Source organism: Anaeromassilibacillus sp. SJQ-1, from assembly GCF_046693725.1.
Classification (GTDB): Bacteria; Bacillota; Clostridia; order Oscillospirales; family Acutalibacteraceae; genus Anaeromassilibacillus.
Window position 1 is genome coordinate 1 of record NZ_JBKEIV010000003.1, and the last position, 14,965, is coordinate 14,965.

The window sequence follows — 14,965 nt, forward strand, 5'->3', positions numbered from 1 at the left end:
GAAACGCTGCTAGACCTTTACTGCGGGACCGGGACCATTGGCCTTTCAATGGCTGCACAGGCGAAGCGTGTAATCGGTGTAGAGGTTGTCCCCTCTGCGGTTGAAGATGCGCGTAAAAATGCGGAGCGCAATCATATCACCAATGCAGAATTCTTTTGCATGGATGCAGCAGAAGCTGCATCCATGTTAAGACAACGCGGAGAATATCCGGATGTCGTCATTCTCGACCCTCCACGCAAGGGCTGTTCTGGGGAATTGTTGCGTACCGTAGTGCAAATGTCACCAAAACGGATTGTCTATGTCTCCTGTGATCCTGCTACCTTAGCGCGTGATCTGCGTATTTTAGCCGATTTACATTATATCCCCCAAGAACTCACACCCGTAGACATGTTTCCTAGGACAGCACATGTCGAGACGGTTGTCTTGCTTTCCAAGGGTGAGGTCGACTCGAAAAAGATTCGGGTTGAGTTCTCTTTGGAAGATATGGATATGTCCGAATTTCAGGATGGGGCAACCTATCCGCAGATCAAGGAGTATGTGTTGGAGCATACCGGGTTAAAGGTGTCCAACCTCTATATCTCACAGATTAAACGAAAATGTGGGATTGGGGTTGGTAAGAACTATAATCTGCCGAAGTCCGAGGATTCCAGACAGCCCCAGTGTCCGCAGGAAAAAGAGAAAGCAATCCGAGAAGCATTCAAATATTTTGGGATGATCTAACATCCCGCAAAATGGAGGTTTCTTATGGATAGATTGATTTCTTGTGAGTTTAACATGGATACCGCTTGTGTGGAACTGAAATTTTTAGATGGCAGCATGATTGCCATTGATACCATCGCCGTGGAGAATGAGGTTGCTGACAATATGTATCAACGGTCAGAACTGGATTATCTAATCTACAATGATCCGGTTGGATATGCAGACTTGATCTTGAACGGTGATCCCGAAATTTATCTAAAAACTGTAACTGAATGTAAACCCTTAGATTAAAACTCAGCCCTCTGCCTTTTCCTTGGCAGAGGGCCGTTTTTTGCTTAACAGTTATTGAGCATCCCTTAATTGCTCTACAACACTGCATTTCGCCGCATTGTCATACATCATGCAAGGAATCAGCCACCCCAGCAGAAGAAATACCGGAATTGTCAGCAGGACAGGCAGAATGGTGAATCGATACTCAAAGAACCAGAACATACTGCCCAGCATTTTTCCTGCAAGAGGTCCCACCGCCAGCGACAGAATAAAGGCCGCCGATACGGAGGACATTGCGTAAAACAATCCCTCGTAGATCAGCATGGTTTTGAGCTGCCGGTTCGTCATTCCTACAGCCTGAAGCACAGCAAATTCACGGCGGCGGGAAAGAATACTGGTCATCATGGCGTTGAAGAAATTTAAGAGTCCCACCAGCCCGATGATAGCACAGAGGATACCACCTACCAGAAGGAACATCTGCCGGAACTGAGCAAACTCAGAGCGAGCCGTGGCCTTGCTTTCATACATCAAGGGTGAAAACTCACCGGCAGTGAGCTTCGATAGATATTGCTCTGCTTCGGCCTCGTCTGCGTCGTCTGCTGTGTCGAACAGGTAGAGCATCGGAATGGCCGCACCGCCGCTGTCCCTCTGTGCGGTATCCACAGACAAAACTGTCTCATATCCAATACCACCATAACGATAACTCATGGAATACGGAAGCTCTACCAAGGCGCAGACCGTGTACTCTACATCTCTGGCTCCATACAGTTTTTCCTGAAAGTACTCCTCCGGTGTATCTTCGGTGCGGAGTTCCCCGGTGCGGCTGTCGATATATTTCACATCGTCCGCATAGGTGGCGGTGATCGTGTCTCCCACCTTGGGGTAGTATTCAGGATTGGGCAGATTACCGTAGTCATCTAAGGAAACCGCAATGGCAATAGCGTTATTGTTTGGCTCCAGCATAGGAGAAATATCTCCGTCGAACACTTGCAGCTTGTCAAACAGGCTGTTATCCAGAGCCTCGATTCTGGTATCTCCCATCACCATATCGCCCCGGTGCTCCATGCGGCTCATATGGCTGTCCAACTGCTCAGCACTTTCGTACCTTGCATAGTCCTGCCGCAGAGCATCCTCCGTCATCCAAAGATATACGGGTTTTCGCACAGCATATCCCGTGCCGGAAAGACTGGACTTTGTATTTGCTGCGATCTCTTCGATCTGTTCCGGCGTGATGAATTCATCTGCCGGGTTGTAACGGAAATAGTCGGGCGTGCTGACGATAAAATCGGCGCAGGTCATGAAGGATACATACTTCTCCATGCTGAAGCCGCCCACAAAGGCACACAGTGCATTGAACAGCGTCACCGACAGTGCCAGAGACACCACCACCAGCACCGTCTTTTTTTTGTTTCGTCCCAGATTGGCAAAGGCCATCTGATGGAGCTTCGCTCCCCGGGTGCTGCGCTGTTTTTCTTGGTCTGCATCGCATCTGTATATTTGGTAGCCTCCACCGGAGAAACCCTGGCTGCCATTTTCCCGGGCTTGGAGCAGGACAAAAGCACCGTCAGCAGGGCAAACAGCACGGAGCCAACAAAGATCACAGGCGAAGTGCTGATGGTGGTGATGCCCGCATCCAACTGGGTGGAGCGCAAGACAACAGGCACCAGAACAGCGCCAATGCCATAGCCCAACAGCAGCCCCGCCGGAATGCCGATCAGACAAAGCAGAAGTGCCTGCTGGCGAATGATGCGTTTGAGCTGCCGGGGCGTTGTGCCAATGGTTTTCAGAAGCCCGTAAAACCGGATATCCCCCGCAACAGAGATCTGGAAAATGTTATAGATGATAAGATACCCGGTGAAAATCACCAGCAGCAAAAAAGCTGCTATGGCGATCACAAGTTCCGGATCGAGATGCGACTCCAGCTGGGATGAGGTATATCCCCAGTTGACGCCGATCCGGACGCTGTTGGGATCGGTATAGCTGTCCCATGTGTAGCCGAGATCGGTATCCACCTGCTCCATCTGCCCTTGAATGTTTGTACTGGAAGCCATCATGACATTCAGGTCAGTGCGGAAGGGCTGTAAACCTGTTTTCACTGCCTGCGCTTCGATATCATCTGCGTAATCACGGCTGATGTTGATGTAATGAACAGGCATTAGTTCATCATAGTCCCAATAGCCCACCAGCGTAAAGGTATCTGTTACAGTAAAGGCGGTTTGATCCTTGTCCGTGATGGAATAGGAAACCGTGACCTCTGCGCCCAGTTCCGGCGTCACGCCAAGCAGCTGCAACGCTGCCGTATCCATGGTCACCTCTTTGCCGCTTTCGGGCATCCGTCCGGTAGTAGGGGTGGCATAGCTCCATTTGGTGCAGTTGGCATCCATGTAGCTGATCTCTGCCGGCGTTTTGGAAAAGACACCATCCGCAGTGATGCCGATCACCTTCCGTGCCCCCGCAGACTTTACCTTCGGGTGGGCGGCGATACGTTCCGCCTGCTCGGGGGAAACATCCTTAAAGGTGCCGTGTGCATAGCCGCCTACCTGCCGAAACTGGTAGGTTTCATAGCTGGCGTTCAACGACAAGACAATGGTGAACATGGACGTAAATAGCAGCGTTGTCAGCGCAATGGCAAAAATGGCGATCAGATTGCGGCGACGGTTCGCATAAAGAGATTTTAAGCTGAGCTTTCGAATACATTTTCTGTTTTTGACATTCATCGTAGCCACCTCCCGTTAGTTCTGGGAGACGATCCGACCATCTTCGATACGGATAATGCGGTCTGCCATCTGCGCAATTTCTTCGTTGTGAGTGATCATTACGATTGTCTGGGCGAACTTTTGACTGGTGACTTTCAAAAGGCTCAATACATCCTGGCTGGTTTTGGAATCCAGATTGCCGGTGGGTTCATCTGCCAGAATGATAGCGGGTGCTGCCGCCAGCGCACGGGCAATGGCTACTCGCTGCTGTTGACCGCCTGAGAGCTGATTGGGCAGCGCATCCAGACGGTCATCTAGCCCAAGGGTCTGTACAATCTGCTGTACGAAATCCTTATTGACCTTGCCACCGTCCAGCTCAATGGGTAGAACAATATTTTCATACACATTCAGCACCGGAACAAGATTATATGCTTGGAACACAAAGCCGATTTTCCTGCGGCGGAAGATGGTCAGCGCTTCCTCCTTTAGGGAGAAAATATCCTGTCCGTCCACCATGACCGTGCCGCTTGTAGGGCGATCCAGCCCGCCCAGCATGTGCAGCAGCGTGGATTTGCCGGAGCCGGATGTGCCGACAATTGCAACAAATTCGCCCTTCTTTACACTTAAATCAACTCCATCCAACGCATGAACTGCGTTATTGCCGGAGCCATAAATCTTTTTCAGGTTTTTTGCCTGTAAAACTTCCATAAATGAGTACCTCCATGAAAAAATCTGTATGTATGAAAGGAAATGATCCTTTGATACATACAGATTATCGCATAGGAATCTTTCCACATTCTTTCCGGCGGAAAATGAAATCTAACAGTTTTGATAGAATTGTTGTTATTTCGGCAGAAATATGGAAAACGTACTTCCTTTTCCCGGAACGGAAGCAACCTTGATATAACCGCCCTCGCCGGATATGATCTGTCGGGCAAGGTATAAGCCGATGCCGACCCCTTCTTGTTTCTGCACACTATTTGAGCGGTAAAAGCGAGCAAATATCTTCGCTTGCTCACTTTCCGGGATGCCTGAACCGGTATCCGATATATCGATCCTTGCAAACATTTCATAGCTTACGGCAGAAATAGTAATGGTGCCATGCTCTGTATATTTGATGGCGTTGTCTACGATATTAGCCAGCGCTTCCGCTGTCCATTTGAAGTCGAATACAGCAAAAGCATCTGTATCCTGCATTTGCAAAGACAATCCTTTTTCAGAAGCCTTGGCAGTATATTGTTCTACCACACTTTCAAGCAGCGGCTGCAGCGCTGTCGGCTGGGGGGAGAGTGAAATGATCCCGTTTTCCAGTCTGGAAAGCTTTACGAGAGAATCGATCAGAAATCGCAGCTTTTCCGATTGTTTGTACAGCGCCTCCACATTTGCCTTCGCCGATGCAGGCAGAGTTTCCTCCATCAAAAGCTCGCTGTATAACAGCAGGTTTGCAATCGGCGTTTTTGTCTGGTGGGAGATGTCCGCAATCAAGGTTTTGATTTTGTCTTTTTCCTGCGCTATGTTTTGAGAAGATGCTTCTGCGGCGGAAAGATAGTGCGCAAACTTCGTTTCCAATGCAGATAGCTGGCTTTCATCAAAATTGGTTTCAGAAAAGGAGCCGGTCATGGCAGCGTCCAGCATTCTTTCGATTTCTTCCATCGTTTTTCTGGCCTTTCTCCGCTCCCATAACACAACAGCTGCCGCCGCCAGAAAACACAGCAGTATGATCACAATGCCGGTTTTATTCATCTTTTGTCACCCAGCTATAACCGATTCCATAGACGGTTTTAATGTATTTCTGTGCGCCAAGCTTATCCCTCAGACGCTTGATCGTAACAGACAAAGCATTTTCATCCACATATTCTGCGCCATCTGTCCAGACCCGGTCGACAAGGTCTCCACGGGTCATGGTTCGGCCTCGGTTTTCAACAAGCAGGCGCAGTAATTTTTGTTCTGTTTTACTCAATTCCACTTTTGAATCTCCCACATAAAAGGTCATAGCCTCAAAGTCAAAGTGAAATAGATCCATATGGATCGGCGCATTTTTATGGCTTGACGCTTGCTTTCGCAGTTGGGTATTCACCCTTGCCCGCAAAACCGAAAGAGAAAAGGGCTTGGTAATGTAATCATCAGCACCTCTCTCCAGTCCGTCTACGATGTCCAGATCGGTGTCGTTGGCAGTCAGCAGAATAACAGGAACTCCGGGTATGTTTTCCTTGACCTCCCGGAGCAGCTCAAGCCCGCTGCCATCCGGCAGATTGATATCCAACAGGATCAGGGATACACCGCCGCAAAGCAATTGCTCTCTTGCCGCTTTTAGATCATGGCAGGATATAATCTGGCGGTCATCTGCTTTCAGCGCTTTGCATAAGCCTTGATTCAAGCCGATATCATCTTCAACAATCAGTAATTGCTCCATATATCTCACTCCCTCGTTATTCAAATACCACCATTATTTCCTTGGGCAATTTTTCGTTCTCACAGTTCAGAAGATAGGCGATTGCTCTGCTTGCAAATTTGTTTGTTTTCACTGTATCCCAATCGGCAAGCAAAATGACCTCTGCCTTGCCGTTCTCAAAATCTAATGATATTTCGCCCCATTCGCCGTCGCAGTCTGCCTGATATTCGTAGATTGCGGCGGCGATTTTCTTTTTTCGCTTGATCTTGGATTTCTGTTTTAGCCGGACTGCATGGATTGCGCCCTCGGCAACCAACAATTCCGTCAACTTGTCCACTGCTTTTCGGTAGGCTCGTTCTGCACCGCTGGCTGTACTGCCCTCAAACATAACCGCCAGTTCTTCAAAGGTGGGGCGGTCTTTCCATGAGCTGACACGCCCACAGGTCATGCAAATTGCTAACCGTTTTTCAAGCAAGGTCTGTTCCCGGTAATTCAGTTTCTCAAATGCCCGCTGCACCTTTTCTGCCTGTATGCCGTTCCAGAGGATATCGGTATAGTTCCAGCTATCGTCAAGGGCTACATCCTCGCCTGTTTCCTCGCCGTTCTCGTCTGTCACATAGAATGGCTGCTGATTGCGGATTCCACGGACAACTTTCAGATATTCTTCCGCAAGGGCAAGATCGCAGTTGTATTTCTTGGAAAATTCGTTGACCGCATCCTTGGTATTGTGGTACAGCCAAGCCATTGACCGCACCATTTTGTAATTGGTCAGAGAGGACACCGACCATTTTTCTTCGCCCATGCGAAAACGGAGCATAGCATCCCGGATGAACGGGAAAATGTATGTAGCATACTCTGCACCCTTGGCAAGGTCATAGTCCATCAGCTTTTGGAGCATTTGCTCCCGGCAGGAGAGCTTTATATCTATAAATCGGTCTGTGTCATACAGATCGCCGCCATCCACACCGAGAAAGTCTTTGATGCGCTTGTTAAGCTGCGGCTCGTAGTGGTGTAGGAAGAATGAGAAATATATCAAATTCTTTTCCTGCAAGGCAGACAGGATATATTCGTTCAGATTGCCCACCGCTGGAGGCTCCGGTTCCAGTTGGAAGATGCGCTCTGCCGCATAAGGAATGATGCCGTCACCGTGCGGATTGACAGCGTGTTTTGGTATGTATCCGGTCATGTCCCATGAAAAATCACTCAGTATAGCGCACCTCCTTTCGGTTCTTTCTCTATCAATATCGACAGTAATTATGCATCGAACTTTTTGTTAGTAGTATTATTTTCGTCGTCCATCATATCACTTAGCACGGCAAAAGCTTGGCTCAGCGGCACAGCCTTAGAAGTCCAGTTTTTCAAACTAAACAAGTTGGAAGATTCATCAAACACATCAAATTCGTCTGTCCCATCAGTGATTTTCTTCAAGTACAACATTTCTATCAAATACAAAGCTCCCAAGATATTTAGTACATTCTCCTGCTTTGCTTGCTTCAACTGCTCATAGCGGTTGTGCTTGACATCTGTAAATGCTCCCCACCATTGCAACGACTGTGCGGGCTGGGTAATATCCCAATTCATAAACGGTTGTATTTCGATATCGTATTCCTGTACACTGATTTTTTGATTTTTTATATCCGGTGTGTTGGTCAAAATATACTGTGCATAGTCTGCAACCGTTTTTCAATTCGTTGTATTGAAACCGCAAAACTCTTTGAATACAGTATCCAACTCTGCCCCTATGGCTTGAATTAAGAGGGCATATCCGTTAGAAAATGCATCAAAATTGTCCTCATGTAGTTCTACAAACTCTATTGATTCAACAAAACGCTTTTCGAGCATTAAGTAGTATTTCCAATGATTCTGACTAAGTTCTTTTCTATTCATGTTTGTCCCTTTCTTTGTATATTTTTGCACTTGCTTCCTTTTTCAAAGCCGCCTGGTCCATTTCTTTTTCATAAGCTCCCTTGGCATAGGCTACATTGCTCAATGCCCGGAGCATCTTATCTTTTGCCAGCTTTTTCATAACCTCTGCAAGATCAGCGTCCAGAGTACCACGCTTCACATAGCGGTTTATGGTGTTCAGCCGTTTCTCATAAATCTGTTTCACCGGATGATCGTCCGCAAGCTCCCGTTGTTCTCTGCCTTTCAGGTTGCCGATCTGCCGACAGGTGCGGTGCAGCTTGTCCCCCGGTGCATAGCCGCCACAGTATTTGGTGTGCCGTGCGTTGGTGGTCAGAAACCACTTGCCGCAGATTTTGCATTTCTTTGGTGCATGACCAACACACAGGCCCTCAAAGAGATCAGACCGGAACATCCCTACAAAGGATACATAGTGCATCCGCTTGACCAGCTTCGCAACTTTTTCGCCGGGACGGATGACGGATACATACTGAACGGAATTGTTCAGGGTAGACATCCAGGTATTGCCTTCCGTGATGGAAAACTCCGGCGGGAAATAGCTGCCGAACATTTTTGCAAAACCCTCTGCGGTGCGGTCTGCTTCGTTGCCGTCTGTTTTTTCTGCAAAATCAAGCATGGCCGTTTGGTATTCCCCAAGGGAGTATGCCAGATGCCCGAAAACTGCGGTATAGCGTTGGAGCATCATCGCATCGGTAAAGTTCTGGATTTCTTCAAATTGCAAAGAATTGGTTGCGGCTTTTATGGCAAACTCCACATATTTCAGCGCATTGTCCACAGTAAAGACTTTTTCAATCCGTTCTCTGTGCTTTGAGATATTCATATAGGAGAACGGCGGTGTTTGACTGAGAATATCGAGCATCGTCAGAGCAGCTTCCTTTGCAATAGGACAGAGTGCAGAAGCATCCTGTCCGGCGTTTAATATTCCAAGCAGCAGATTGATTTTCTCGCATTGCTCGTTTATTTTTGCAATGGTATTCACAGGAACATTCAGTGCATCACAGGCAAGCGTACCGACAGGAAATGTTTTGCTCTCATATATGACCGTATCCTGCCAGAAATCCAATGTCATCAATTCTTGATTCATGCTTGCCCTCCTGTCCTGTTTTTTCATTTTTCTAATTATATCATGTAAATGTGAAGAAATCTACGTCCTCAGATAAGTTGTCCTGTTTTTTGAAACAGGATTGTCCTGTCATTAGCCTGTTTTTTGAAAAATCCGTCATAACCATAATAGAAGGAGCGAAGCACCTGCCAATCACGGCGGGTGCTTCGTGCTTTCCAGAATATTATGAACGGAGGGTTTTCTATGACAATCTATGAAACCATCAAGGCGGCAATCAGCGTCAAGCAAGCCGCCGAACACTACGGGCTGAAAGTGAGCCACAACGGCATGGCTTGCTGCCCGTTCCACAACGACAGGCATCCGAGCTTGAAGCTGAATGAGGACTATTTTTTCTGCTTCGGCTGCGGAGCCAAAGGGGATGTGATCGACCTTGTGGCAAGGCTGTTTAATCTGAGCAGTTATGAAGCAGCGCAAAAGCTGGCTTTGGACTTCGGGCTTGACCCGAAACCGCCCACTGCCGCAGCTATGGTCAAGCCGAAGCGTCCCTATATCCGTCAGTTCCGGGAGGATGAAATGCTGTGCTTCCGGGTGCTGACGGATTATTTGAATCTGTTGGAAGATTGGAAAGTGCGCTATGCTCCCAAGACACCGGAAGATGCTCTGGATGACCGTTTTGTGGAAGCCTGCCAGATGCACTGCCATATCGAATATATGGCAGATGTGCTGACGGTGGGTGATCTGGAAGAACGGGTGGCATTGGTGGACAAGCTGATGCAGGACGGCAAAATTGCTTTTCTGCAAGAGTATACCGCACAAAAGAAAAAGGAGGTGGCGCACCATGGCGAAGAACCGGAAAACGCCTGATATGAACTTGCCCATGTGGTTTGACGGGCAGAACATCAACGAAGCTCTGTTTTGTGAAGAATTTCTGCAAGAGCGCAGGATCATCTTCGCAAACGGAGCTTTTTTCACGCCCGATGGTCGAGTGACGGACGATCTTCCTCTGCGTGGGGAGATTTACGACAAGCTGAAATTCTGTGCCGTAAACAATATCCCCCGGAAGATCACCAACATTCTGGAAGTGCTGAAACTGGAAGCGCAAGTGCCGGACTTTCCACCGGAGCAGGATCGGATTCATTTGTCCAACGGTACGCTGCTATTGAACGGCACATTTACCGAGGGCAGACCGGCTATCGTGCGGAGCCGTTTGCCGGTTGCTTACAATCCCGATGCTACTGCGCCGGTGATCTGGCTGAACTTTCTGGATAGTTTGCTTTACGCCGAGGACATTCCAACTTTGCAGGAGTTTATCGGCTATTGCCTGATTCCCTCCAACAAGGGGCAGCGCATGATGGTGATTAAAGGCAACGGCGGCGAGGGTAAATCTCAAATCGGTGCGGTACTGTCTACCATCTTCGGCACGAATATGAAAGACGGCAGCATCGGCAAGATTTCTGAAAACCGCTTCGCCCGTGCCGATTTGGAACACATTCTCCTGTGCGTGGATGATGATATGCGGATGGAAGCTCTGCGCCAGACCAACTATGTAAAATCCATCGTGACAGCACAAGGCAAGATGGATTTGGAACGTAAAGGCAAGCAGAGTTATCAGGGCTGGATGTTCGCCCGATTGCTGGCATTCAGCAACGGTGATCTGCAAGCCTTGTATGACCGCAGCGACGGATTTTATCGCAGACAGCTTGTGCTGACCACCAAGGAAAAGCAGGTGGACAGAGCTGATGATCCTGATCTTGCAGAGAAGATGAAAGCTGAAGCCGAGGGTATCTTCCTGTGGGCATTTGAAGGCTTGCAGCGGCTTGTTGCCAACAACTTTAAGTTTACGGAGAGTGACCGCATCCGTGAAAATCGGGAAGCGGTCAAGCGTGACAACAACAATATCTTTGATTTCATGGAATCAGAGGGATATATCCGGCGCAAAGCGGATGCGTCCATCAGCTCCAAGGATTTCTATGAAATCTACCGGATGTGGTGCGAGGAAAACTCCCTTGCACCGCTGAAAGCCCGCAGCTTCAGCGACGCCATGATTGCCAATGCCAGAAAATTCAATCTGGAGCATTGCAACAACATCACCAACTCTGCTGGACGGCGGGTTTGGGGATTCATGGGAGTGGAAGCCATTGCACGACCTCATATAAATGGGTTTTACGGAGATTCGCCGTGTACGTACGTACCGGAGGACATTCCGGAGGAATGGCGGCAGGTCGAGTAAATCCCATTGCTGGTACGTATGTACGCAGCAAAAGAGCGTGAAACGCTTGTTATAGAAACAGCACACATCCTCTCGTTCGGGCTGTTTCTATGTCCACAGGCTTTTGAAAAAGTGTCTGTGGACACCGGCTGCAAGAGGAAGTTGACACAGAACAGCTTCATGCAGACGGGCTGACCATGGGAAAAGGCGCAGACATTTTCGCCTTGGTCAGCAGAGGTCACCGCAGTGACCGCATTCCCCCTCGGGAGAGCCCTCGGAGAGCCCACGGCACTTTGCAGCCAGTATGGATGAAAGTGTCATAGTGGGTTATTACACTTTGAAAAAGTGCCGTTCTCCAGCCTTCCGCTGTTGCAAATCTCAAAGAAAGGAAAAATCCAATGGCAAGAAATGATGGAATAGACCGTACCGTAGCCAGAAATCAGGACTTGGAAACACCGGCTGATGTGGCGAAGGTACAGGAACACAATGAGCGTGAAAAGGACAGCTACAGCAATCAGGACATCGTGCCGGAACGCACTTCTCTGAACGTCCATTTCAAAGCACCCACGGACGATTATGTAAAAATGTTTGAGCAGATGGAACAAGACGGCGTGATCTCCACCAGAGGTCTGAAACCGGATGCCGTCAAATACGGTGAGTTGGTATTTGATGTGAATTCCGCTTATTTCTACAATCATGGCGGCTATGAATTTGCGAAACAGTTTTATGCCGATGCCTACAAAGCTGCTGCGGAGATCGTAGGTGGTGAGCAGTATATCCTCTCTGCTGTGATGCACGCCGATGAGCGCAACCGAGCAATGTCCGAAGCTTTGGGCGAAGATGTGTACCACTACCACCTTCATGTGGTTTATATCCCGGTGGTGGAAAAGCAGATCCTTTGGTCGAAGCGATGCAAGGATGAAGCCCTCCGGGGAACCGTTAAGGAGGTCATCACACAGGTCAGCCGCAGTAAGAAATGGGAGTCCAAGCCGGTGCTTGGCGAGGACGGAAATCCCATGCTCAACGCAAAAGGGAAAAAGATTTTGAAGTCATCCTACAGTGTGTTGCAGGATGACTTTTTCAATTTCATGCGAAACGCCGGTTATACCGATGTGGAGCGTGGAGAACGTGGAAGCACCGAGGAACATCTGACTGTGACCCAGTTCAAGGTGCAGGCAGAACAGCAGCGGCTGGAAGCTGTGACCGGGCAGGTGGCACAGGCAGAACAGAATTTGGAGGATGCCAAAGCTGCCACAGCAAAACAGAAAAAGAAACTGGAATCTTTGCAAAAGGAAACCAAGGCGGCAAAGACCATTGCGCTGACAGTGCAGGACATTGAAGTAATGGGCAAAAAAGCCACATTCGGAAACAATATCACGCTGACACCGGATGAATGCGACACACTCAAACGCTATGCGGTCAATGGCATTATCGCCAATGCTGACAACAAGCGTCTGAAAGAAAAACTGGCTTCCGCAGAAAAGACGGTTTCCATCTGGAAGCAGCGGTATGAAGCGGTAAACGAAAAATATATGGAACTCAAACAGAAAGCCCAACCCTTTCTGGATGCACTGGAAATCGCATCCGAAAAGGTTCGGGCTTTTATCAATTCTATCCTCATCAGAGGAAAGCAAACACAGGAACACGAACACCCTGCCCGGAAGCGTGGACAGGATATGGAACTTTGATGGAGGAATCGCCTATTGAAGAAATATTATGAGGAAGCGAAATATAATGCGGCATTTGACCGCTGTGTGGATGTTATGAGCCAGATGCTCCAGAAATATGGACATCAGGTTTTGGATAAATTGGAACAGGACGCACCGCAGGGAGTGGAGCATTCCGAGGAAAGTAATCAAGCGCAGCTTCTGACGGATAAGGCTGCATAAAATTTGCAATTTACACGTTGCGTATTCGCTATGGCTATGCTATAATGATTACGCAACGTGTATTTTTTGCTTTTGTGGAGAAAAGACGGATGGATTGTAAAAACAGAATTATAAAGTTGCGTGAAAGCACAGGACTGAATCGGAAAGATTTTTGCAAGCTCGTCCATATTCCTTACCGGACTATGACTGAATGGGAATTGGACAACCGCCATGCACCGGATTATGTGCTGTGGCTTTTGGAGTATTATATCCGCAACGAGGGACTTATGGTAAAAGGAAGGAATGAGGGAGGTGGAGATTCTGAAAAAGAAACAACTTAAATGCTATCTTTATACAAGAGTGTCCACCTCGATGCAGGTTGACGGATACAGCTTGGATGCCCAGCGTGACAAGCTGCGGAAGTATGCGGCATACGAGGATATGATCGTTGCCGGGGAGTATTCTGACGAGGGCTTTTCCGGAAAGAACATTCAAGGGCGGCAGGAGTTTCAACGGATGCTGAATGACATCCAGGACGGCAAAGATGATGTTTCTTATGTGTTGGTCTTTAAGCTGTCCCGATTTGGCAGAAATGCAGCGGACGTTCTGAATTCTTTGCAACTCATGCAGGATTTCGGTGTCAATCTGATCTGCGTGGAGGATGGCATTGACAGCTCCAAGGATGCAGGAAAGCTGATGATCTCTGTGCTGTCTGCGGTGGCAGAGATTGAGCGAGAAAATATCCGCACACAGACAATGGCAGGACGTGAGCAAAAGGCTCGTGAGGGCAAATGGAACGGCGGTTTCGCTCCATATGGATACAAACTGGAAAATGGAAACCTTGTCATTGCAGAGGATGAAGTGGAAGTAATTCGTGTCATTTATGACCGCTACATTCACACTAATGAGGGTGTTGCAGGAGTTGCAAAATATCTGAACCGCAATGGTTATACTAAGAAACTAAGACAGAATAATACCATTCCGGGATTTTCAAAGAGATTTTGTGAAAAATGTATTGTACAATCCTGTTTATATGGGAAAGATTGCTTACGGCAGACGAAGAACAGAAAAAGAAACAGGGTACAAGAAACGAGATGCACGTGGTTGAGCAGTCGGAGTTCCCGGTTTATGAAGGACAACACGAAGCTATCATTTCCGAAGAGGATTGGTATCTGGCACAGGAAAAGCGCAAGATCAATTCTTTTAAGCGGGAAAAGGTTAACAATCCAGACCACGCACACATCCTGTCCGGTATCTTGAAATGCCCGATGCTGCGGAAAGAGTATGTACGGCAATATCGCCAAGGCGCACAGCAAGGACAAGAAAACACGGTATTATTACTACTGCAAAAATACGGTAACACCTACCGGGCATGAGTGCAGTTTCCGTCTGAATATCGAGCAGACGGAAATCAACAAATTTGTGGCGAAGGTTATCTCCGCTATGGTCAACAATCCACGGTTTGTAGAAGCGATTCAGGCGAAAATCGGAACAGCAGTTGATACAGAAGATATGGAACGGCAGATTGCTGTCCTACAAGGGCGGCTAAAGCAAGCCTTTGGAACGAAAAGCCGCTTGGAGCGTCAGATGGATACCTTGGACATCAATGATGCCCACTATGACAGAAAGATTTTGGACTTGCAGCGCCGCTATGATGAGCAGTATGACACCATAGAGGAAATCGAAGTTCAGATTGGCGAATTGCAAAGTCAGATCCGCTGAAGCGGCGCACGAAAAACGCGAAAGCGTTTCACGATAAATGCGAAAACTCACGACGAGTACGGAAGTCGTTCTGTTAGTATCAAACATGGCTGGACAACCCCAACGAGTAAATGTTACATAACA

Annotated in this window: 18 protein-coding genes and 2 pseudogenes; 11 read left to right on the forward strand and 9 right to left on the reverse strand. The window is 48.1% G+C overall.

The window, feature by feature from the left end:
- Both rlmD and ACGCCZ_RS00175 read left to right on the forward strand, forming a co-directional pair.
- A partial coding sequence (gene rlmD, locus ACGCCZ_RS00170) for a 23S rRNA (uracil(1939)-C(5))-methyltransferase RlmD (protein WP_411654998.1) occupies positions 1-720 on the forward strand: 720 nt, incomplete at its 5' end.
- Positions 721-744: 24 nt separating this feature from the next.
- Positions 745-990 carry a DUF6061 family protein gene (locus ACGCCZ_RS00175; RefSeq protein WP_021683568.1) on the forward strand — a complete coding sequence of 82 codons (246 nt, stop codon included), beginning with the start codon at positions 745-747 and terminating at the stop codon, positions 988-990.
- A gap of 51 nt (positions 991-1,041) precedes the next feature.
- Here ACGCCZ_RS00175 and ACGCCZ_RS00180 read toward each other — a convergent pair whose 3' ends face one another.
- The 9 genes from ACGCCZ_RS00180 to ACGCCZ_RS00220 form a co-directional block, all read right to left on the reverse strand.
- Positions 1,042-2,403, reverse strand: a complete 1,362-nt coding sequence (locus ACGCCZ_RS00180) for an ABC transporter permease (protein WP_411654999.1) — start codon at positions 2,401-2,403, stop codon at positions 1,042-1,044.
- Positions 2,331-3,686: an ABC transporter permease gene (locus ACGCCZ_RS00185; RefSeq protein ID WP_411655001.1), complete on the reverse strand. Its 1,356-nt coding sequence runs from the start codon at positions 3,684-3,686 to the stop codon at positions 2,331-2,333. The genes ACGCCZ_RS00180 and ACGCCZ_RS00185 overlap by 73 nt, the downstream gene beginning before the upstream one ends.
- A gap of 15 nt (positions 3,687-3,701) precedes the next feature.
- Positions 3,702-4,373: an ABC transporter ATP-binding protein gene (locus ACGCCZ_RS00190; protein WP_006858253.1), complete on the reverse strand. Its 672-nt coding sequence runs from the start codon at positions 4,371-4,373 to the stop codon at positions 3,702-3,704.
- A 135-nt stretch (positions 4,374-4,508) separates the two neighbouring features.
- Positions 4,509-5,408 carry a sensor histidine kinase gene (locus ACGCCZ_RS00195; RefSeq protein ID WP_055269992.1) on the reverse strand — a complete coding sequence of 300 codons (900 nt, stop codon included), beginning with the start codon at positions 5,406-5,408 and terminating at the stop codon, positions 4,509-4,511.
- On the reverse strand, positions 5,401-6,078 hold the full coding sequence (locus ACGCCZ_RS00200; protein ID WP_055269994.1) for a response regulator transcription factor: 678 nt from the start codon (positions 6,076-6,078) through the stop codon (positions 5,401-5,403). The genes ACGCCZ_RS00195 and ACGCCZ_RS00200 overlap by 8 nt, the downstream gene beginning before the upstream one ends.
- A gap of 16 nt (positions 6,079-6,094) precedes the next feature.
- On the reverse strand, positions 6,095-7,267 hold the full coding sequence (locus ACGCCZ_RS00205; RefSeq protein ID WP_055269996.1) for a hypothetical protein: 1,173 nt from the start codon (positions 7,265-7,267) through the stop codon (positions 6,095-6,097).
- Between the two features lie 44 nt (positions 7,268-7,311).
- The gene (locus ACGCCZ_RS00210; protein WP_370810396.1) at positions 7,312-7,710 is read right to left on the reverse strand and encodes a hypothetical protein; all 399 of its coding nucleotides are present in this window, start codon (positions 7,708-7,710) and stop codon (positions 7,312-7,314) included.
- A gap of 30 nt (positions 7,711-7,740) precedes the next feature.
- Entirely contained in the window at positions 7,741-7,944 is a 204-nt protein-coding gene (locus ACGCCZ_RS00215; protein WP_411655003.1) for a hypothetical protein, read from the reverse strand.
- The gene (locus tag ACGCCZ_RS00220; protein ID WP_055269998.1) at positions 7,937-9,064 is read right to left on the reverse strand and encodes a DUF6076 domain-containing protein; all 1,128 of its coding nucleotides are present in this window, start codon (positions 9,062-9,064) and stop codon (positions 7,937-7,939) included. Before ACGCCZ_RS00220 ends, ACGCCZ_RS00215 begins: the two co-directional genes overlap by 8 nt.
- A 222-nt stretch (positions 9,065-9,286) precedes the next feature.
- Here ACGCCZ_RS00220 and ACGCCZ_RS00225 point away from each other — a divergent pair, with 222 nt between their 5' ends.
- From ACGCCZ_RS00225 to ACGCCZ_RS00265, 9 genes and pseudogenes are all read left to right on the forward strand, one after another.
- A complete protein-coding gene (locus ACGCCZ_RS00225) occupies positions 9,287-9,907 on the forward strand; it encodes a CHC2 zinc finger domain-containing protein (protein WP_411655005.1) in 621 nt (206 codons plus the stop codon).
- A complete protein-coding gene (locus ACGCCZ_RS00230) occupies positions 9,882-11,273 on the forward strand; it encodes a DNA primase family protein (RefSeq protein WP_055270001.1) in 1,392 nt (463 codons plus the stop codon). The genes ACGCCZ_RS00225 and ACGCCZ_RS00230 overlap by 26 nt, the downstream gene beginning before the upstream one ends.
- An 18-nt stretch (positions 11,274-11,291) precedes the next feature.
- Positions 11,292-11,447 carry a hypothetical protein gene (locus ACGCCZ_RS00235; protein ID WP_021683579.1) on the forward strand — a complete coding sequence of 52 codons (156 nt, stop codon included), beginning with the start codon at positions 11,292-11,294 and terminating at the stop codon, positions 11,445-11,447.
- Between the two features lie 203 nt (positions 11,448-11,650).
- Positions 11,651-12,940 (forward strand): plasmid recombination protein, encoded by a 1,290-nt coding sequence (locus tag ACGCCZ_RS00240; RefSeq protein WP_021683580.1) that lies wholly within the window; start codon positions 11,651-11,653, stop codon positions 12,938-12,940.
- A 15-nt stretch (positions 12,941-12,955) separates the two neighbouring features.
- Complete coding sequence (locus ACGCCZ_RS00245; protein WP_021683581.1) at positions 12,956-13,141, forward strand: hypothetical protein; 186 nt, start codon at positions 12,956-12,958, stop codon at positions 13,139-13,141.
- Positions 13,142-13,323: 182 nt separating this feature from the next.
- On the forward strand, positions 13,324-13,461 hold the full coding sequence (locus tag ACGCCZ_RS00250) for a hypothetical protein (protein WP_254884712.1): 138 nt from the start codon (positions 13,324-13,326) through the stop codon (positions 13,459-13,461).
- Positions 13,424-14,161: pseudogene (locus ACGCCZ_RS00255) on the forward strand (recombinase family protein); the annotation flags it as partial. The gene ACGCCZ_RS00250 and the pseudogene ACGCCZ_RS00255, both read left to right, overlap by 38 nt.
- Positions 14,162-14,214: 53 nt before the next feature.
- Positions 14,215-14,496, forward strand: a complete 282-nt coding sequence (locus tag ACGCCZ_RS00260; protein ID WP_411655006.1) for a recombinase family protein — start codon at positions 14,215-14,217, stop codon at positions 14,494-14,496.
- Positions 14,402-14,842: pseudogene (locus ACGCCZ_RS00265) on the forward strand (recombinase family protein); the annotation flags it as partial. The gene ACGCCZ_RS00260 and the pseudogene ACGCCZ_RS00265, both read left to right, overlap by 95 nt.
- Positions 14,843-14,965: the final 123 nt, after the last annotated feature.